The organism is Algoriphagus jejuensis, from assembly GCF_039523455.1.
Taxonomy (GTDB): Bacteria; Bacteroidota; Bacteroidia; order Cytophagales; family Cyclobacteriaceae; genus Algoriphagus; species Algoriphagus jejuensis.
In genome coordinates this window covers 87,121-106,869 of the sequence record NZ_BAAAFI010000045.1, presented here as the reverse complement: position 1 = coordinate 106,869, position 19,749 = coordinate 87,121, and the positions used below count along the sequence as shown (strand labels likewise).

At 51.5% G+C, this 19,749-nt stretch carries 11 protein-coding genes; 6 read left to right on the top strand and 5 right to left on the bottom strand.

Annotation, left to right across the window (positions count from 1 at the left end; translation table 11 throughout):
• Positions 1–71: 71 nt before the first annotated feature.
• From ABD031_RS18315 to ABD031_RS18295, 5 genes are all read left to right on the top strand, one after another.
• Positions 72–899, top strand: coding sequence for a GLPGLI family protein (locus tag ABD031_RS18315; RefSeq protein WP_343854063.1), 828 nt, complete (start codon positions 72–74; stop codon positions 897–899).
• A gap of 121 nt (positions 900–1,020) precedes the next feature.
• Complete coding sequence (locus tag ABD031_RS18310; RefSeq protein WP_343854062.1) at positions 1,021–1,860, top strand: GLPGLI family protein; 840 nt, start codon at positions 1,021–1,023, stop codon at positions 1,858–1,860.
• Positions 1,861–2,194: 334 nt separating this feature from the next.
• Entirely contained in the window at positions 2,195–4,870 is a 2,676-nt protein-coding gene (locus ABD031_RS18305; RefSeq protein WP_343854060.1) for a carboxypeptidase regulatory-like domain-containing protein, read from the top strand.
• A gap of 451 nt (positions 4,871–5,321) precedes the next feature.
• The gene (locus tag ABD031_RS18300; RefSeq protein WP_343854059.1) at positions 5,322–6,653 is read left to right on the top strand and encodes a purple acid phosphatase family protein; all 1,332 of its coding nucleotides are present in this window, start codon (positions 5,322–5,324) and stop codon (positions 6,651–6,653) included.
• A gap of 11 nt (positions 6,654–6,664) precedes the next feature.
• A complete protein-coding gene (locus ABD031_RS18295; protein ID WP_343854058.1) occupies positions 6,665–7,510 on the top strand; it encodes a glycerophosphodiester phosphodiesterase family protein in 846 nt (281 codons plus the stop codon).
• A 366-nt stretch (positions 7,511–7,876) separates the two neighbouring features.
• On the opposite strand, the gene ABD031_RS18290 is transcribed toward ABD031_RS18295, so the two are convergent.
• The 5 genes from ABD031_RS18290 to ABD031_RS18270 all read right to left on the bottom strand — a co-directional run bounded on the left by ABD031_RS18290 (position 7,877) and on the right by ABD031_RS18270 (position 18,090).
• A complete protein-coding gene (locus tag ABD031_RS18290) occupies positions 7,877–8,464 on the bottom strand; it encodes a YceI family protein (protein WP_343854056.1) in 588 nt (195 codons plus the stop codon).
• Between the two features lie 133 nt (positions 8,465–8,597).
• A complete protein-coding gene (locus ABD031_RS18285) occupies positions 8,598–10,028 on the bottom strand; it encodes a DUF1501 domain-containing protein (protein WP_343854054.1) in 1,431 nt (476 codons plus the stop codon).
• 4 nt (positions 10,029–10,032) lie between these two features.
• Positions 10,033–12,507, bottom strand: coding sequence for a DUF1549 domain-containing protein (locus ABD031_RS18280; RefSeq protein WP_425542794.1), 2,475 nt, complete (start codon positions 12,505–12,507; stop codon positions 10,033–10,035).
• A gap of 422 nt (positions 12,508–12,929) precedes the next feature.
• Positions 12,930–15,116, bottom strand: coding sequence for an alpha-galactosidase (locus ABD031_RS18275; RefSeq protein WP_343854052.1), 2,187 nt, complete (start codon positions 15,114–15,116; stop codon positions 12,930–12,932).
• Positions 15,117–15,279: 163 nt separating this feature from the next.
• The gene (locus ABD031_RS18270) at positions 15,280–18,090 is read right to left on the bottom strand and encodes a PQQ-dependent sugar dehydrogenase (RefSeq protein WP_343854051.1); all 2,811 of its coding nucleotides are present in this window, start codon (positions 18,088–18,090) and stop codon (positions 15,280–15,282) included.
• Between the two features lie 297 nt (positions 18,091–18,387).
• Between ABD031_RS18270 and ABD031_RS18265 the strand changes: the two genes are divergently transcribed.
• Entirely contained in the window at positions 18,388–19,749 is a 1,362-nt protein-coding gene (locus ABD031_RS18265) for a M20/M25/M40 family metallo-hydrolase (protein ID WP_343854050.1), read from the top strand.

Sequence of the window (19,749 nt, the reverse complement as noted above, 5' to 3'; positions counted from 1 at the left end):
AACGCTTTTGCTTCAGCGCCTTGGCTTGTTTTGGGAGTCTTTGAGTTACAAACAATAAATCCATTCCAGCCATGAAAACCAAACTGCTGTTACTCGTCGGAGTTTTCTCCCTGATTTTCTCCACCAGCTTCGCCCAGCTGACCGGACGGGTCTACTACCAAGCCTCCAATCAGATCATGATCCGGATAGACAGTGCTGAGATGAGTCCGGATGAAATCACCCAGGCGCATGAGATCATGAAGAAGCCTTGGCAGCGGGATTTTATCCTGTCTTTTACCCAAACGGAATCCAATTGGCAGCAGGTGGCGAGCCTAGATAAAGGTGCCACATCCCAGTCTTCGGACGAAATGACGATCAGTCTCTCGGGCCGGGAGGACGACATGCTGTATAAAAACCTGGTCACCCAAAGCTATACCCAAGAGCAGGAGTTTATGGGAAGGGACTTTTTGATCCGGGATGCGCTGGCTGTCGAGGATTGGGTGCTGAGTGAAGAGACCAAGCAGATCGGCGACTATACCGCATATAAGGCCACCTATTCTCAGCTCGTCGACTCCAGGCGTTTTTCCGCAGGGATGGCTGAGATGGAGGCCGTCAAAGATACTGTCCAGATAACCGTCTGGTATGCGCCGCAGATTCCAGTGGCCCACGGGCCGGAGAGCTACTTTGGACTGCCAGGCCTGATCCTCGAGGTCCACAACGGAGGAAGGGCTTTTTACTGCCAAAAGATCGAGCTCAATCCCTCCGCCGATCCGGTGGAGATCCGGGTGCCAAAGCAGGGCAAAGTGCTGAGCAGTGTGGAGTTTCAGGCGATACAGGAGGAAAGCATCCGAAACATGGAAGGGCAGTACCAAGGCAAGCCAGGCGGACCGAATAGGCGGAAAGTCAGCATCGGAGGTTAAAGTCACGCAGATTTCAATCCCCACAGTTTCGATTCCTAAGACTCCCTTAACAGACGTTAACAGTGCTTAACGCATGTATTTTCTCCTTTACAATTCATTTGTAGCATAAACGAAACGAACAATGAAACTTCAATCACTACTACTTGCAGGGCTCTTTTTCGCGGGAGCTTTTATCACCGAAGCCTCAGGTCAGGGGCTGACTGGCAGGGCCTACTACAAGACTTCCAGCACCATAAAGTTCCAGATGGACAGTACTCAGACTAGTCCGGAGCAAATGGCCGAAATCCAGGCCCAGCTCAAAAAGCAGATGGAAAAGGATTACATTCTTTCCTTTACCCAAACAGAATCCATGTGGAGGCAAGCCGAAAGCCTGGGCGGCGGGCCAGCCACCGCCTCGTCGGGAGGGATGACCATGGTGATCAATACGGGAAGTGCGGATCGGGTGCTTTACAAAAACGTGGCGGATCAAGCCTATGAGCAGGAGCAGGATGTGATGGGAAAGGAATTTCTGATCAAAGATGCCCTGGAGCCTGCCGAATGGGAGCTGAGCGAGGAGACCAAAAAGATCGGCAACTATACGGCCCAAAAGGCCACTTACTCCAGAATCATCGATTCGCAGCGGTTCTCTACCGGCATGACCGAGATGGAAGCGGTCAAAGATACCATCCAGGTGGTGGCTTGGTTTACACCGGAGATCCCTGTGGCGCATGGACCTGAAAACTACTTTGGCCTCCCCGGCTTGATCCTGGAGGTCCACAACTCCGGCCGGATCTTGATCTGCGAAAAGATCGAGCTGAATCCCTCCGCGGATCCGGTGAAGATAGAGCATCCGAAGCGTGGAAAAGTGGTCAGTAGAGAGGAATTTCGCGCGGTGCAGGAGGAAGGTATGAAGCAGATGATGAATCGCTACCAAGGCAAGCCAGGCGAGGGGAATCAGTTTACGATCAGGATTGGAAATTAGTAGCAAGACGTCAGTATCAAGTAGCTAGACAGATCCAAGAACCTAGAAGTAAGAGCCAAGACTTGCCGTCATTGCGAACGACGCAGGAGTGAAGCAATCTGCCCTGTTGGAGTACCGCTTAAGAGATTGTTTCACAGCGTTCGCAATGACGTTGCGGAACCGTCATTGCAAAGGGTTCCTTGAGGCTAAGCACGCCCGAAGAGTATAAAGCCCTGAAGCAATCTTTTTGACGGAGTGGAATAGACTGCTTCGTTCCTACCAATGACGGCCCGAGTCTATCTGGATCGAGTTCATTACTTCAACTTTCTGATTTCATAATTCTTACTTGCCAACTATGCCTTTTCTATACCGTACCTTTCTTTTCCTCGGCTTTTTCCTGATCTCCCTGAGTTCTTTTTCCCAAAATCGCCCGCTGATCGGGCAGGTGTTGGACAGCCTAAACCGACCCATTGCCTACGCCAACGTGGTGGCGATCAACCAAAGCACGCAAACGATCGGCGGCTTTGGAATCACCAATGAGGAAGGTAGGTTCAAAATTACCTTGGCACCGGGAAGCAGCTATTTGCTTCGAGTTTCCTTTGTCGGGTTCCTTCCATTTGAAAAGCTGGTGACAGAATGGGATTCCGAAGTCCAGATGCAGATCATCCTGCAGCAAAGTGACACCGAACTGGGACTCGTGGAGGTCGTATCCGAGATGCCGGTCACGATGAAGGGCGACACGCTAACCTATAAGACGGACGCCTTCACCACCGGCACGGAGCGCAAGCTGGGAGATGTGCTGGAGAAGTTGCCGGGCTTCGAGATCGACGACAATGGCGACGTGAAGGTGCAGGGCAAAAAAGTGAACAAGGTCCTCGTCGATGGTAAGACTTTCTTCGACGGAGACACCAAGCTGGCGACCAAAAACCTTCCCGCAAATGCCGTGGACCGGGTGCAGGTGCTGAAAAATTTCAACGAAATCTCTCCGATCCGAGGGCTGGACAATGACGAGACGCTGGCGCTGAATATCCAGCTGAAGGATGGGAAAAAGAATATGGTCTTTGGGGACCTCACGGCGGGTGGGGGGCTGGAAGAGCGCTACCTCGGCCACGCCAATGTCTTCTACTATGCGCCGAAGCTGAATCTCAACCTGATCGCCGGCACCAACAACGTCGGGGAGCAAACCTTCACCTTGCAGGATTATTTCCGCTTCAGCGGCGGGATGGCCGGACTCAGTTCCCGTGCAGGTTCGCGGGTGAATCTCAGTTCGGACGACCTCGGCATTCCTATGGCCAGCCGGGACAATGCCGCCTCGCTGGAGACGCATCTCGGCGCGATCAATTTCAACTACAACCCGAGTAAAAAATGGAGGCATTCGGGATTTGCCATCGGGTCCGCTTCTGACAACAAGCTGGGAAGCTCTTCCTATCGCACCTATCTGAATTCGGGGGAAAACAACGAGGAATTGCTCACGACAGCCAGTCAGGTGGAAAACAAATCGGGCCTTTTCAAATACGCGGTCAACTACACACCCAAAGAGGAAACTTACGTTAAATACAGCTTTTTTGGCAAGGTCTCCGACATCTCCAACAGCAACGTCCAGAACTCCAACTTTGGCGAGATCGAGCAAAACCTCGCGACGCTACAGACTCGAACTCCCTACAGTCTGCAGCAAAAAGTGGAATGGTATCATGCTCCGAGCGCCAAGCGTGTCTATTCTATGGAAGTGAACTGGGAGAAAAAATTCCAAGATCCGCTCTACGACCTGACCATAAATCGGCAGCCCTTTGGGGATTTTCTTCCGGTGATGGAGCAGGAGACCTACCGCTTTCTCCAGAATCAGGAGATCCACACCCAGACCCTCGAGGGCGCTTTCAACTACTATCACATCCTCAACGCCACCAACCACCTCAATTGGGCTTTAGGCTACCAAAATATCTCCCAAAGCCTCGTCGGAAGCATGGGGCAAGAAGGGGCAGTAGCCGATTTTGCCGCGTTTGTCAATAACAATGAGTTTGGCATGCAGGACCTGTATCTCGGAATGACGTATAAGACCAAGTGGAAAAAGATCATCCTCAGTCCCTCACTTTACCTACACGGCTATGCATGGCGCGATCAGCAGTTTGCCGATGAGCTAAGCCATGACAAGCTGCTGCTCCTCCCGGGGATGTACGCGAAGTGGGCGATCAAGTCCAACCGCTCGCTGACCTATCGTTTCCAGACCGAGGCTAATTTTATGGATATCCAAAAGCTCGCCCAGGGCTTTGTGCTGCAGGATTACAATGCGATTTTCCAGGGGAATCGGATGCTTGAAAATGGGCTTTATAACTCCCATTCGTTGAATTTCAACCATTTCGACATGTTCTCCGGATTCAATCTCTTTGGCGATCTCAACTGGCAGCGCAAGCGGGATGAGATCATCACTACGACGGACTTTATGGGCATCAACCGCCTCCTTTCTCAGCTCAATATCGAACCGACCAACGAGACAGTAAATGGGAGTCTGAGGATGGACAAGCGCTACAACCGCTTCAAGTTTGCACTGGGAGGACGCTGGAATGCCTTCTCGACTAATTTGGTTTTGGATGAAAACCCAAGCCGAAACGAGCAGTTTTCCCAAACCTATGACACCAAGGTGACGACGACCTTTTTCAAGATTTTGGAGGTGGATCTGGGCTATGCCTTCACGGGAAACAACTACACCTCGGGAAGCATCCAAAACACTTTTTCTACCCACAGTCCCAAGTTGGAGATCGACCTGGACCTCTTCAAAGGGCTGAAGCTAAACGCCGACTACACTTACAACTCCTACCTCAACAGAGCCAGCGGGATTCGCAGCGACTACGAGTTTTTGAACGCGTTCCTGAGCTATCAGGGCAAGTCCAGTCCCTGGGAACTCAGGCTCTCGGTATGGAATATCCTCGATACCCGCTCGATTCGCCGAGACAGCTTTAGCGAAAACCTGATCAGTACTTATGCTTATCTGGTGCAGCCCCGGTATGGGATCTTGACGCTGAAGTATGATTTGTAGGAGGTTAGATCTACGTATGAAAGCCGGGTGAAATGTTGTGTCATTCCTGTTTGCTGATTCTGGGACGGAAGACGGGAGACGGATGCTTCGGCTTCGCTCAGCACAAGCGACGGAAGTGACTCCGAACCCGATTTTTGGAAGTTGGGGAGAAGTGACTTTTTGGATAGCTGTTCCTTAAAAGCTAAAAACTACAACGCATCTAATGCTAAATACCATGACGCACCAAAAGCTAAATTTTGAAGAGCAGCAAGGCTAGTTGCAAGCTCGGATGGCAACATTCGACCTTTTGCGGTATTCTTGGGTAGCTTTGTCAAAACGTAAGTTTAAAGACAAATTCACACAGAATTAACCGCCAGGACTAGCCCGATTGGTACCTCCAAAGGGTAGAATAGATATGGTTTTCTTACAGGATGGGATGGATGTTCCGTCCTGTTTTTATTTTCATTTATCTATGAATTACAAAATCAAACTTGCAGCACTAAGCCTTGCAATTGGCTTAGTGACTTATTCCCAAACGGAAGCCCAAGTAGCAGACTCAATTCCCGGAAAGATGTACATTGCAGGAGAAAGACCTGACCGGATTATTCTTCACCCCGGAGAAAATGGCGAAACAACCATCGCGGTAAACTGGCGGACTTCCTCGGCGGTTACCGAGTCCTTTTTGGAGCTGGCTCCTGCCACGCCGGGTCCTGAATTTCAGAGTGAAGTCAAACGTTTCTCTGCAAGCACTTCCAAGTTCAAGACTGAAAAAGAGGACGAGCCAATCCTGACTTTCAACAACCATGCAGTCACGGTAGATCAACTCACTCCGGGCGCGAGCTACCTTTATCGGGTGGGAAAACCGGGACTTTGGAGCGAATGGTTTCAGATCGTGATGCCGGATTCCAAAGGGGAGTTTTCAATCCTTTACTATGGCGATGCGCAGACCAATATCTTGTCCCTATGGAGCCGAGTCTATCGCGAATCACACCTGTCGGCCGGCCGTGTGGACGTCACGCTTCATGCGGGCGATCTGATCAACCGACACAACTCGGACTTGGAGTGGGGCGAGTGGTTCAAGGGCGGTGCGTTTTTGCACGCTTCCATCCCCAACCTCATGAGCCCCGGCAACCACGAGTTTCGCAACGTGAAGATCACCGAGCACTGGCGGGCGCAGTTTAACCTGCCGTCCAATGGCCCGGCAGGCGTGGCCGAACTGGAAGAAACGGCCTACGAGGTTAACTATACGGATGTGAAGCTGATTTCATTGGACACGGAGCAGATCGATGAGTCCAACGAGATGCTGGAAATCCAGAAGGCTTGGCTGCGCAAGATCCTGACCGAGAATCCCAAGAAATGGACCTTTGTCTTCATCCACTATCCGGTCTATGCGACCAAGGCCGAGCGGACAAATGATAAGCTGCTTCAGGACTTTAGACCGATCTTCGAAGAGTTTGGAGTGGATATGGTACTCCAAGGGCATGACCACGCGTATGCGCGAGGACAGGCTCATACGATGCCTGGAACCGAAGCTTTGGACTACAAGAAAGGTCCAGTCTACGTTGTCTCGGTGGCGGGGCCAAAGATGTATGACGTGAAAAATGAAGATTGGATGGTGCGCAAGGCCTTCGGCACGCAGCTCTTCCAGACGATCCGCATCAACGGAGACCAACTCGAGTATAAGTCCTACATGGCGACTGGGGAGCTTTACGATGCCTTCGTGATGACCAAAAAGAAAGGCGGAAACAAGATAGTAAACAAAATTCCTGCGGTACCTGAACGAACGGAGCCTGTTAATCAATAATCCTTAAAAATATGAATTTGCGTTTTCCTTTAATTTTTGTTGCTGCCCTGTCGCTTTTTTGTGCGCAGGCAAAAGCCCAATTGAGTCAGATCAAGGTTCGGATGGAGCATCCGGATAGCTTGGTCATCGCATCCCATCGGGCGGCACATGCCGTCTATCCAGAAAACAGCCTTAAATCCATCGAGGAGGCCATTCGTCTCGGGGTGGACATCATCGAGATTGATGTGCGCGTGAGTTCAGACGGAGTGCCTTTCTTGATGCATGACGGCACGGTGAATCGAACGGCGGTTTCTGCAAGGGGACCTTTGGAAACCATGACTGCCGAGCAAATCCGCAAAGTGAGATTAAAGAACACCGATGGAAGTGAATCTGATCAGTTTGTACCTTCACTCAAAGAAGCTTTGCAGTTGGCCAAAGGCAAAATCTATGTGGATTTGGATCTGAAGACTGAGAAAATTGAGTTTCTCGTGCCGATAGTCAAAGAGCTGGATATGGCCGACCAGGTGTTTTTCTTCGACTCGGACTGGGAGGTCTTGGATCATGTGCGCAGTCTGATGCCAGAGGCGCAACTGATGCCGAGAACTTATTCTGTGGAGGATGTCTACCGTGCGAAAAAGCAATTTAATCCTACTCTTGTTCACATCGATGGGGGATTCAATACCGCCAAAACCCTAAGGGCCTGCAAAAAATTGGGCATGAAAGCCTGGATCAATTCATTGGGAGAAACTGACCAGAAGCTATCCTCCAATCCAGATCCGAAGGTTGCTGATGAGTTGACTGGACCTGGAGCAAAGCTAATCCAGACTGATGTGGTGCCTTTTTGGGTGGAATACCGTGGGTCTGCCAACGGAAAATGAGTCACCTACTAACAAGATTTTAACCGCAAAGTGCGCAAGTAGTTTATCCCAGAGGATGCGGAGAATTTTGGACTAGGTGTTAACTGATGTCGTTCTGAACTGCACACGATAGGACACTAGCTGGTGTTTTCAAGAGCGCAGAGAAAAATGCTAAAGCTTCTTGGTTTCAGAAATGACAAGCTAATCAGCCAAAGCTTTGCGGCCTTTGCGCCTCGCGGTATTTTTTTTCACATAGAAGAAACAAGTCTAGTCCTGCTTTTGGAGAAGCAAGACAAAGGAAGATTGAAATAGGATACTTAATCAAAAAAAAGGCCTGAGTCAAACTCAGGCCAAATTTTTCAATTTTAAAATCTTTCAATTTTCAAATCAGATCGTCGCGACCAGCTTCACTTCCAGTTTGACGTCGTCGTAGATGGCTTTGTCTGCCAGGTTTTCGAAGTAATTGCTGGAGCGGTACTTGATGTCATACTTGGTGCGGTCAAAGGTGATCTCGCCGCTTGCAGTCAGGCTATTGCCGGATACGGTCACTTTCGCAGGGAAAGTGATCGGCTGGGTGGTACCCTTGATGGTGAGGTCACCGGAGATGCTGTAGTCGGTTCCGTTGGAGGTTTTGGCTTCTTTGATTTTGAAGGTGGACTTGTTGAATTTCTCTACGGAGAAGAAGTCGTCGGACTTCAGGTGGTTGGTCAGGTTGCCTTTTGATTTTGGATCGGTGAGGTCTTCCACGGTCAGGTTTGTCATGTCCATCTCGAAGGAGCCCCCGGTGATTTTGCCGTTGGCCACGTCAAGCTGTGCATCGGCGATGGGCACGTAGCCCCAGTGCTTGCCGGTAACTTTTTCTGCTTTCCAGGTGACGGTGCTTTCGGTTTTGTTGACCGTGGCGGGGGCGATCGGCTCAGAAATAGTGGCTAGAAAAGTGCCTAAAGCCAAGGCAAGAGTAGTGATGAGTTTCATTTGAGAAGAGAAATTGGTTTGATTGAGGGATGGAATATCGGCCTTTGATTTTTGTCAAGCCAAAAGGTTTAACGACAGCCGTGGGTAAGGTTGTTGGATTGTGATGATCGGATTATTTTCAGGATGTCTGGGCTCAGGTTTTCGCCAGTAGGTCAAATTCCACCTTACCATGCCCATCCGGCGTGGTGTAGAAAGGGCGCTGCTCAATTTCGTAATTTTTGTCAGCTGGAATTCCCAAAGCATGATAAACCGTCTGGTGAACGCTGTCGATCTTGATGGGGTTTTCGATGGTCTTGCAGGGACGCTCGTCGGCGGTTTTGCCAAAGACATGGCCTTTTTTGACCCCGCCTCCAAATAACAACATGGAGCAGCCATCGGTGAAGTGGCGATGCATGCCGTAGTTTTTCAAATCGTCGATGATATCCGGCACCTCTACCTGATCGAGTACTTTCAGATCCGGGCGTCCTTCGGTCAGCATATCCCGGCTAAATTCACTCGCAACGATGACGAGTGTTCGGTCCAATTTCCCGCTTTGATCCAAGTCTTTGATCAGTTGGGCGACAGGAGCGTCGATCATCTTCTTCATGTCCTTGAGTCGGGTGTGGCCATTGTCATGCGTATCCCAACCGAAAAACGGGATGTACTCAGTCGTCACGGTGATGTAGCGCGCGCCCTGATCGACCAATCTTTTCGCCAGCAGGCAGCCTAGGCCAAACTTCCCCGTATTGTACTTGTCGTAGCTTTCTTTGGGTTCTTGACTGAGGTCAAAAGCCTTCGCTTCGGGAGAGTTGAGCAGCATGTAGGCTTGCTCCATGGATCGCTTGAGGGATTCCTTCTGATATTCGGAGCCAAACTCTCCCATGCGCCCGGCCGAAATCAGATCCTTGTAAAGCTGGTTTCTCGACTCAAATCGCTTGGAGTCCATCCCAACCGGAGGCCGAACGGCATCCAGCCCCGCAGAGGGATCCGGGATCAAAAACGGCCCATACTCCGAACCCAGAAATCCCGCGCTGTGAAAGGCTTTCAACTCCTCGCCTTCACCTACCGAAAAATTCTGACCGATATTGATAAATGGCGGAATCACCGGATTCAAGGCACCTTTTTCTTTTGCAATCCAGCTTCCCAAGTGGGGCACGACCACCGATTGGGGCGGTTCGTAGCAGGTGTGAAAATGGTACTGATGCCGGGTATGGAGGATGTGCCCCAAATCCGCCGCCACGTAGGAGCGGATCAGCGTGCCTTTGTCCATGACGGAGGCGATGTTTTCCAGGCCTTTCGAAAACTGGATCCCGTCCAGCGCGGTCGGGATAGACGGGAAGGTACTCAGGACTTCTTTTGACTCCATTCCCTTGCGGAAAGGAGTGTATTTTTTTGGGTCAAAAGTCTCCGTATGCGCCATTCCTCCTGCCATGAAAAGCAGGATGACGGAGTCCGCTGTGGACGGCATTCCTGTACTTTCGCAGGAAGAAAGCAATCCGGCCAAGGGTGCGCCCATACCCATCGTTGCCATGGCCGCGGCACTGGTTTTTTTGAGAAATTCTCTTCGGCTTTGTAGATACTTCATCGCGTCAATAGATCATTTGAAATTCAGGAGAAAGAAACAGCGCCCAGAGAAAGTCCTGGACTTCGTTCGGATCTGGCTTTTCTCCGAAAGTCTGCTTCGCGAGCGCCAGCTCTTTTTCATTTGGACTTCGAAGCAGCGCCCGTGCAAACAGCTCTCGGGTCAGTTGCTCCGTGTCGGGATAGTTTTTTACCCAGATAAAGCCGCCAAGTTCCAGCGATTTATTGAGTCGGTCGCCGTTGCTGAGTTCCAAAGCCTGCAATAGACTCGCCTGACTGTCTCGGCTGGTGGAGACGATCTCCCGATTGGGACGGCCCAGTGAGGTGAGAAAGGAGTTGTTTGCCACGACCGAGGCCCTGGCGTAAGGCAGTGTCGGTTTGGCCTCGGGGATCAGCTCGTAGGGTCTAAATTTCACCTCTGTCGAGTCAAAGAGCGGAGCCGAGAGCTGACTTACTGCGTCCGAAAACTGCTCGGCAGTGAGTCGTCTGCTTACAATTCCTTGAAACTTGAAGTCTTCACCCATCAGCATTTCGGGCGAAGCGACGGCGATGGATTGGCTTTGGTAGACCCGAGAGGAGGCGATCTGGTAGATCAGACGCTTGAGATCATAGCCATTTTCTACAAAATCCACTGCCAACCAATCCAGCAAGTCCTGACTCCAAGGGGCATTGTCCATCTCGTCCACCGGCTCCACGATCCCCCGACCCATTAGCTGTTTCCAGATTCGGTTGACCACTGTGCGATACATTCGGCCATTGGCGGGCTGCACGAGCTGATCCGCCAACTGTGTCAGCTTTTCGGCTTTGGTCGCCAGACTGTCGATCTCGCCGAGCTCTTCCCAGAGGATTTCGGTCTTGGCCATCTTTCCTGTGGGGATCTCACATCGGCTGACCTCCAGGGTGGAATCTGCGAATATGTTGGCAAAGGCATAGGACTGCTCCAGCTTCCAGTCGCTTATAAAGCTGTCGTGACAGGAGGCGCATTTCAAGTTTAGGCCAAGGATGACCTGCCCGACGTTCTGGGCCGCCTGCATCTCGGTGCGCTGGGAGGCATTCACGGTTCCTCGCCAGCGGATGCCTTCGATGAAGCCCTTGGACTTGGCGTTGGGGTTGAGCAGTTCCTTTACCAGCTGGTCGTAGGGCTTGTTGTCGCGAATCGACGTGTAAAGCCAATCCGTAATAGCAAATCTGCCTTTGGTGATGTAGCCGGTGCCGGTGTAGTCATTTCGCAGGAGATCGTTCCAAAAGGTCAGCCAATGCTGTGCAAAGTCGTCCTTTCGGCCAAGCAGATTTTCCAGCCAGAGCTCTCTTTTGTTGGGGTTTGGGTCCCTTTCAAAATCCGCAAGTTCCTGCGGAGAGGGCAGTAGGCCGATCACGTCCAGATAGATCCTCCGCAGATAGGTTCGGTCATCTACTTTTGCACTCCATTCCAATTCATTTTGCTGAAAGTACTGATCCACCCAGCGGTCGATCGGATTTTCCAGTCCCGGTCGGGAAGGAGGTAGATCGGGCGTTCTAGGAGCCAAATCCGCTACCCGATAGATGGACTGCTGCGCAACCCCATCGGGCCAAGGAGCTCCTTTTTCGATCCAAAGCGTCAGCAGTTTTATTTCTTCCTTGCTAAGCAATTTGCCCTTGGAAGGCATGACATCGTCATGGTTTTTCGAGAGGGAAATCCGGCGGATCAGGTCGCTTTCAGTAGGGTTTCCGGGCACAATGACTTTCCCGTTTTCGCCTCCGGCAAAGACAAATTCTTTTTCATCGAGCCTCAGTTCGCCTTCGATCTTGGAGCCGGAGTGGCACTTGTAGCAGTTGTGTGCAAAGACGGAGCGGACATTCGTCGCCAGCAGGATTTCCTGATCCGGAGATAGGGTAGAGGCGAATGCTGCGAGATCAATGGTGATGGATTCGGGTGCTTCCACATCTTCTTGCCAAGGCAAGACTTCCGTCAGAAAGTCCTCTCCGTGGGTCAGCGAAGCTCCAAAATGTCCTGCCAATCCAACACCTATTCCCGCGACGAAAAGCAGACTTCGGTAGATGGGAATTGTTTTGGCTTTTGGTCTTCTTTTTCCCAAAAAGAAAAGAAGTCCCAAACTCAAAACCGCTGAGGCGATGCCAATCCACTGGTGGATGTCCAAAATCTCACCGCTGACGCCTTCGTTGTTAGCCAGAAGCAATCCGAAGATCGCCGAGAAAATGGCGCTGATGGCTCCGGCTAAAGCCAGAATCCGGATGCCCGGACGTAGGGGATGCTTGAATTTCCCAAGGGTAAAAAGCTCAAGAAATCCGGCAAAGATCAGCAAGCTAATCGGGAAGTGGACGAGCATCGGGTGAAGCCTTCCCATGAGCTGCCACAGCCAGAAGCCGGATTCCGATGATCCATCCTGCGCCACAGCAGAGAAGCTCACCAAGGCTAGAAGCAATGAGACAGCTACTGAAGTGTTGATGCGGAAGTGGCTGGTGCTATTGGATTTAGAAGGCATTTCGAAACTAGTCAGGCTGAAAATATAGGGGTTTTGCCCACATTCTCTGTCCTGATAATACCCTTTGTGAAGGTTATTGGGCTAATGAATGAGAGATTTCACATCCCGGATTTATGGGCGAGGAATGAGGCGGCTTGAGTGTTGAGACGACTTTTGCCCGGAGGTAGGTGAATTTAGGATTTACAAAAGAGGGATTTTGGGGAAATGTTCAATATATGTGTCAACCAAATGCCGTAGGCATGAATCATCCATTAGCCAGCCATTTTAATGGCTGGATTCCAAGAGTCGAAAGGTTTTCATAAAATGCCGTAGGCATGGCCGATGGTTTTTTTATCCATTATTTGGGCTGATCGGAGCGAAGTGCAATAATGTATTTGGGCTTGGATTAAAAAGATTGTCGTTTCACTGTCACGACAATTATCTTACTCCACCACAAGCCAGGTATACCCGTTAGCTGGGATCTCGACTGATACTGTCGCTTCGTAATTTCTACTGAGCTGGTGGGTTTTGGCGGCTTCTTCCTGTACTCGAATGCTGGCTTGCTCTGTCAATCCCGTATAATAAAGAGGTATAGCAATGTCCTTTTTGATAGCCTCAGAAGTGGGATTAAACAGCATGATCAGGCCTTTCTCTTTTCCGCTTGGATCCACATGCATCCAGCCGTCCCAATCGCGACCATCGGCTCTTCTCAGGCGGATAATGTCTGAATTCAGGATATCCCGATACTTCTTGTACCAGTCGATCACCTCGATTACCACTTCCTTCGTCTCTTCCGTGTCGTAGAGTCTCGGGCCGCGGTAGCAGGCTTGGATCCCAGCGCCGTAGTATTGCATCATGAGTTGCTTGTAGTCGTCGAGGTGCTCATTGAGCGGTTCGAGGACTGCATCCGGACCACCGCCATGATAGGCAGTCAGCGGCACGAAGCCCCAACCCATGGAAGGCGTCTTTTCCCAGGTTGCATCGTAGATGTTCTGGCGGTTGAGCACCTTTTGGCGATCTCTTGCCAGAGCAAAATTCACCTCACGGTATCCCATCGCAATCTTGTGGGTTCCGTCCAAGAAATACCAGTCTGGTGCATTGATGTAGATGCCTTCCCCGTTCATCCACTGGTAGAGGCCTTTTTGCATGTTGATCTGGGCCCACTGAGAGTCGGCCAATCCTTTGTGGCCCGGATGGGAAGTGGAGGCGCAGACATCGCCTGGGTAGGGGCCGTCATTTTCAAAGATATCAAAGCCGGTTTCGCTGAAAAAGAATTGGAGTTTTCGCAGGTAATCCTGTCCCCATTCGCTTCCCAGACAGGGCGCATTGCCGAAGAATGCTCCGCCGGGTTTGCCCGTCAGCGGGCTGATCACGTCTGTCTCCGGGCCTATGCTTCGAGAGGAAAAGAGCGAGTAACCGCCGATCTTGATTCCCTTAGAATGGGCGTAGTCGGCGAGCGACTTCCAGCGGGCGATGTTTTCGGGGGAGTCATCTTCCATGTTGATATGGCTGCCAAAGCTCAAGATCAACGCTTCGTAGCCGGTTGCGACGCACTGGTCAAATGCCGTGCGCACCTGCTCGTCGTTTTTGCTGACCAAGTGCATGAAGATCGGATTTTGCATAGCCCAAGGTGTCAGTGCCCGATACATCTTTCTGCGGGCCAAGCCATTTCTCTCGCGGTCGTAGCTGTCGAGGACGAGCTCATAACTTCGGATCGAGCGGAAGCTTTCATTCGGAGCCAGGTCAATTCCGATTCCTTTCTCCGGATAGATCTCCAGCGTACTCGGCGTTTGATAGTTGTAGTTGACCTGGGAAGTGTAGGATGAGTCCGGCTTCCAGTGGCTGGCTTGGTTGCTGAGTTCGGCATTCATCGAGTTATTGAAAGCAAAATCGCTCTCCACGTACAGCTGATGCGGTTTTTTCATCTGCTCGGTGCTGCCGACGACGGCAGATTCCTCCTCGATGGTGCCGAGGATTTCGTGCACGACCTGATCGATGTGGATGGATTTTGAACCATTGTTTTCCAGAGTCAGGTGCTTCCCAACCAAGGGAAGGTCGTCGTAGATTTCGTAATGGACGATCAGACTGAGACCCGGCAAGTTGGGATGGGTGTAGGAAAAGGACACTTTCTTGCCTTTGCCGCCTTTTTCCTCGCTGGTCCAAAACTGATTTTTGGATGGGAAAAGTGGCGTGATCTCCGAAACCTCATAGGATTGGTATTGGAAATTGGCTGCGGGACTGCTGACTTGGGAAAGCCATTCTTTTTTGAAAAAGCCTCTTTCCTTCAGGTCTATCGCGCCGCCAACCTCATACTCGACGCCATCCAAGGTAATGCGCGCTTCCGGCATCACGGTTCGCAGCAATTGCTCTCCGGTGCCGAGGTTGCTGAAATCGAAGCAAACGAGATTTGGGTCCAGGTAAAAGCTGCGACGGATCAGCCCATTGCTAAGCTGGATTTCTTTTAGGGAAACCTCCAGCACTTTGGCCGGCCGAGACTTTCCGTCAACCAGCCAATCGCCCTCAAGGTTCTGTGCCATTGCAGGCTGGGAAAACAGCGCCAAGCAGGCAGTGAGTAGAAGAATGGCTGGAAAAAGGGTACGGCCTAGAGCGATTTTGGCAAAAACTGACATGGGTAAATTGGGTTTTTCAACAGGAATAATCGCCTGAAATTAAGCCTTCAGCCCCACTTTCCCATCCAAAAGGGTTGGTTATAGTGCTTTTGCCCCAAAAAAAGAACCCCGATCAAAAACGGATCGGGGCCTCATTCATTTCTGAAGGAGAATTCCTTCGCGGTTAGTTGTCTGCCTTATTCTTAAACTCGATCTCGATCAAGCCCATGAGGACTTCCTCGCCATGGGCATTTGGATTTTTGAAAACCAAATAGATATCCTGAACGCCCGTAGTCGCTTTGATCGGAGTCTTGGCCCGGGGAGCAACCTGTCTTCTCCAGTCGATCATGTTCATGCCCTGTGGAGGCCGGAAGCCCATCTCTACACGACCGATGGTCTGAGACTGGCCAAGCAGTTCGCCGGTCGGAGAGTCGAGTCGGATTTCCACCGAACCCCCGATGCCTCCATTTCGGCTGCTGATACTTGCGATCACGTCGATCTGCTGTACTCCTGTCAGGTCAATGCCCTTGAAGGCGATATGCGAACCGTCACCGATCATCATGAAGCTGATGCTTGGCGTGGTGAGGAGCGTGACGCCTTTTCGGTCCACGGAAAGTTGCGGATCGAGGAAAGGATTTCGCAGGGCGATGTAGTCCACGCCAGAGAGGGAGCCGATTGCTCCGGCGCCCTTGTCGGCATAGGAAGCGCGAAGCAGGAAGCTGCCCTGGCCGTTTTCACCTTCAGGGATGCTTGCCTTTGCCTTTCCGCTCAGCGGAAGTGAAGCAATGTTGGCTTGTGTGTCGTCCATAGCCAGGATGTAGTCCACCATCCTCCTCACGTCCGCTTCAGGGATCGAAGGGTGCGCGGCCATGCCATGCTCACCCCAGACGCCGGCCCCGCCATTGATGATCTTATCGATGAGGTACTTGGTGTTTTGCTCCGAATTGGGATATTTCTCCGCCACAGCCTGATAGCTGGGGCCGATGGATTTTTCGGTGTATTGGTGGCAAGACTTGCAGTCGCTGCCTTCGATGAGGTTTTTGCCTAGATTCAAGATCGCCGCGTTTTCTACCCCGCTTTGCTTCGAAGCGATCTCTATCGGATCAAATCCTGCCGGTACGTAGTCGAAAGTCACCGCAACTTCTTCCGACTTGATCTTGCCATCGCCGGTGCCGCCGTCTTCCTTATCCGTCACGGTGATGGAGTAAGGGATTTCTTTTTCCCCAAACCAGAACGACTTATTCATGTTCATGCTGCCAAAGTCAATGGCGACCACCGGAGGCTCGTTGCCAGCGACGATTTCCATGGAGCTGCTGTTTGTTTCACCTTTCGTATCCGTCACTGTCAGCACGACTTGGTAGGTTCCCGCTTCGCTGAAAGTAAAGCTCGGGTTGGCTTCGGTGAGGGTTTGACTAAAGCCCGCAGCATTGCTGATAGCCCAAGAATAGCTGAGTTTTCCCTGATCATAGTCGTCAAAGTCGCTCGTTCCTGCTGAACTGAATGCGACGGTCAAAGGAACAGCGCCGGAGGTTTTGTCTGCGCTAGCGGTGACGTTTGGCTTGCGGTTGCCTTTGTTGTACTCGATCTTGATCAGACGGGAGTTGGCATTTCCGCGGAACCAAGCCGAGCCGTACTCCAGGATGTAGAGCGCTCCGTCGGGTCCAAAGTCCATGTCGATGGCCGAGCTGAAGGTCTCATTCGGCAAGACACGCTCCATGCTTTGGTAGTCGCCATTTTCATCCATGCTAACTGCGAAAATCCAGCCCCGCATAAAGTCTACGATCAGCCATTTGCCCTCGTAGTAAGCAGGAAAGACATAAGGTGCATCTTTTTTGAAATCCGCCTTGCGGAAAACCGGCCCACCGGTGGCGCTTCGCCCCGAGCTTCCCAACTCAGGAAAAACTTCAGAAGCACCATAGGGGTAATAGATCATTGCCGGAACGACTGGAGTCGGAAGTTCTCTCAAACCGGTGTTGTTCACCGATTCATTGACCGGATTGGCAGGATCGTAAGGAGCGCCATAGGAGCTGTCCGCGTGGTTGTGACGGTTGTAGGGGAAGTTGTCCCCGATGAAGTAAGGCCAGCCGAAGAAGCCTGGACCTTTTGCTTGGTTGAACTCGTCATATCCTTTTGGCCCCCAGATCGAATCCACCGAAGCGTCTGGTCCGACCTCACCCCAATAGAGGTAGCCGGTTTTGCTGTCGATAGTTGGTCTCCAGGCATTTCTGTGACCCATGGTGTAGATTTCAGGCTTCGTTTTTTCGGTGCCCTCCGGGAAAAGGTTGCCTTTTGGAATCGTGTAGCTTCCGTCATCCTCCGGATGGATTCTGAGGATTTTTCCTCTTAAATCATTCGTGTTGCCGGGAGCACGCTGGTCGTCGGCATTTTCCATTCCCGGTCTTTCGTCCAGGTTGGAAGAGCCTTCGCGCGGGTTGACGGTGTTGTTGCCCACGGTCAGGTAGAGATTTCCCTCCGCGTCAAAGACCATCCCACCGCCGGTGTGGCAACATTCCTCACGCTGGGTGGGGACTTCGAGGACGACCTTTTTGGAAGATTCCACCAGCTCGTTACCCTTCAGTTCCCAGCGGGCTAGCACGTGCTTGGTGTCTGTCGGATCAGCATAATACATGTAGATCCAGTTGTTTTTGGCGTAGTCAGGGTGAGCGATCACGCCCATGAGGCCTTCCTCCGCCTCGCGAACTACTCCTTGTTTATTGGTGTATTTGGTGTTGACCGGGATCGTGGCCACGAGCGTGACTTTCCGAGTCGCTTCGTCGAGGATCTTGACGCCGCCTTTTCTTTCGACGAAGAGGATTTTTCCTCCGGGCAGAAAAGTCATCTCCATCGGCTCGTCCATCCCTTCGGTCAGGACCACTTTGGTATATCGGTTATCTTCTGGCTTGATGCTGGGGTCTTCCTCGGGCTCTGACTTACAGGCCAACAAGCAAAGTAAGACCAGCGCCGCAAGGGAATGTTTGCGTAAAAGGTGCGACATAGGTTAGTGTTGGGTTAGGTTTAAAGCAAAAGTAGGGTCAGACATAGTCGAAAACTCGTGGGCTGCAGACCATCTATTGTCTCAATTTTAGTCAATTGATTGTCAATTCCAAAAATTATTTCTGGGCGGTAAAAAGGAAGGATAAGAATGAGTTTCAAACGATGGGGAATTTGACATAAAGACTTAATTGCCAGTGGTGACTCGGTAATGGTCTAATTCTTTCACTTCGCCAGTTGTCAAAAAATCCAGAAACCGAATTTCCCTTTCCTTATATTTTGAGACAAGTCGTTAAGAACCATGAAAAACATCCTTTTCCTTCTCCTCTTTTTGCCAGGTATCGCCCTAGCCCAAGATCACGAAAGCAGCATCCGCAAGATCTATGACAAGGAGCTTTCCACAGGCCATACCTACGACAATCTCCGATACCTCTGCAAGGAAATCGGCAATCGTCTCGCCGGATCTCCCGGCGCGGCAGCAGCGGTCGAGTGGACTCGCCAATTGATGGAAAGCTATGGATTTGACACCGTTTATCTTCAGCCGGTGATGGTGCCTCATTGGGAAAGGGGAGGAAAAGACGTGGTAAAGATCATCAATTCAGATAAACACGGATCTCTTGAACTGAGTGCTCTGGCGCTAGGGAATACCCAGGGAACAGGCCCGGCTGGCCTTTCCGGCCAAGTGGTGGAGGTGAAAAGCATTCCAGAGTTGAAGGAGCTTGGCGACAAGGTTAAGGGGAAGATCGTTTTTTTCAACGGCCCTATGGATCCCAAGAAGATCGACGCTTTCGAAGCTTACGGAGGGGCAAATGCCCAGCGTAGCAGTGGGGCGACAGAGGCCAGTAAGCTTGGGGCAATCGGCAGCGTCGTCCGCTCGCTGAGCAATACCATCAATGACATCCCCCATACCGGCAATCAGCGCTACAATCCGGATTTTCCCAAGATCCCTGCCTTGGCTATCAGTACGCAGGATGCAGAGTTGCTCAGCGCTTTGCTATCTGAGCAGCCAGACTTGCGGCTTTACTTGGAGTCCCACGGGGAGATGAAATCCGACAAACTTTCCTACAACGTGATCGGAGAAATCCGTGGCAGCGAAAAGCCAGAAGAGATCATTGCCGTTGGTGGGCACCTCGATTCTTGGGATGTGGGCGAGGGAGCTCATGACGACGGGGCAGGCTGTATGCAGGGAATTGAGGTATTGCGCTTGTTCAAGGAATTTGGCTGGAAGCCCAAGCGGACACTCCGTGCTGTGATGTGGATGAATGAGGAAAACGGGCTCCGTGGAGGGCAGGAATATGCCCGCGTAGCCAAGGAAAAAGGAGAAAAGCATGTCGCGGCGATTGAGTCTGATTCGGGTGGTTTTTTACCGATTGGCTTTTCGTCCAGCGGTACTGAGGAGCAGCGTGCAAAGTTGGCGAGTTGGGAGCCGCTGTTCCGACCCTATCAAGTTTGGAATCTGGACAGGCCCGGAGGTGGGGCCGACATTGGCCCATTGAGAGACCAAGGCCCGATTCTGATTGGTCTGAAGCCAGATTCCCAAAAATACTTCCTCTACCATCACACCGAGGCGGATGTGTTTGAGGTGGTGGATCAGCGGGAACTCGAGCTGGGAGCGGCAGCCATGACGGCTTTGGTGTATTTGCTGGATCAGGAGGGGATTTGA

Excerpts from the sequence above, each read along its gene's own strand:
- ABD031_RS18315 (WP_343854063.1), top strand. The coding sequence starts at position 72 with ATGAAAACCAAACTGCTGTTACTCGTCGGAGTTTTCTCCCTGATTTTC.
- ABD031_RS18310 (WP_343854062.1), top strand. The coding sequence starts at position 1,021 with ATGAAACTTCAATCACTACTACTTGCAGGGCTCTTTTTCGCGGGAGCT.
- ABD031_RS18305 (WP_343854060.1), top strand. The coding sequence starts at position 2,195 with ATGCCTTTTCTATACCGTACCTTTCTTTTCCTCGGCTTTTTCCTGATC.
- ABD031_RS18300 (WP_343854059.1), top strand. The coding sequence starts at position 5,322 with ATGAATTACAAAATCAAACTTGCAGCACTAAGCCTTGCAATTGGCTTA.
- ABD031_RS18295 (WP_343854058.1), top strand. The coding sequence starts at position 6,665 with ATGAATTTGCGTTTTCCTTTAATTTTTGTTGCTGCCCTGTCGCTTTTT.
- ABD031_RS18290 (WP_343854056.1), bottom strand. The coding sequence starts at position 8,464 with ATGAAACTCATCACTACTCTTGCCTTGGCTTTAGGCACTTTTCTAGCC.
- ABD031_RS18285 (WP_343854054.1), bottom strand. The coding sequence starts at position 10,028 with ATGAAGTATCTACAAAGCCGAAGAGAATTTCTCAAAAAAACCAGTGCC.
- ABD031_RS18280 (WP_425542794.1), bottom strand. The coding sequence starts at position 12,507 with ATGCCTTCTAAATCCAATAGCACCAGCCACTTCCGCATCAACACTTCA.
- ABD031_RS18275 (WP_343854052.1), bottom strand. The coding sequence starts at position 15,116 with ATGTCAGTTTTTGCCAAAATCGCTCTAGGCCGTACCCTTTTTCCAGCC.
- ABD031_RS18270 (WP_343854051.1), bottom strand. The coding sequence starts at position 18,090 with ATGTCGCACCTTTTACGCAAACATTCCCTTGCGGCGCTGGTCTTACTT.
- ABD031_RS18265 (WP_343854050.1), top strand. The coding sequence starts at position 18,388 with ATGAAAAACATCCTTTTCCTTCTCCTCTTTTTGCCAGGTATCGCCCTA.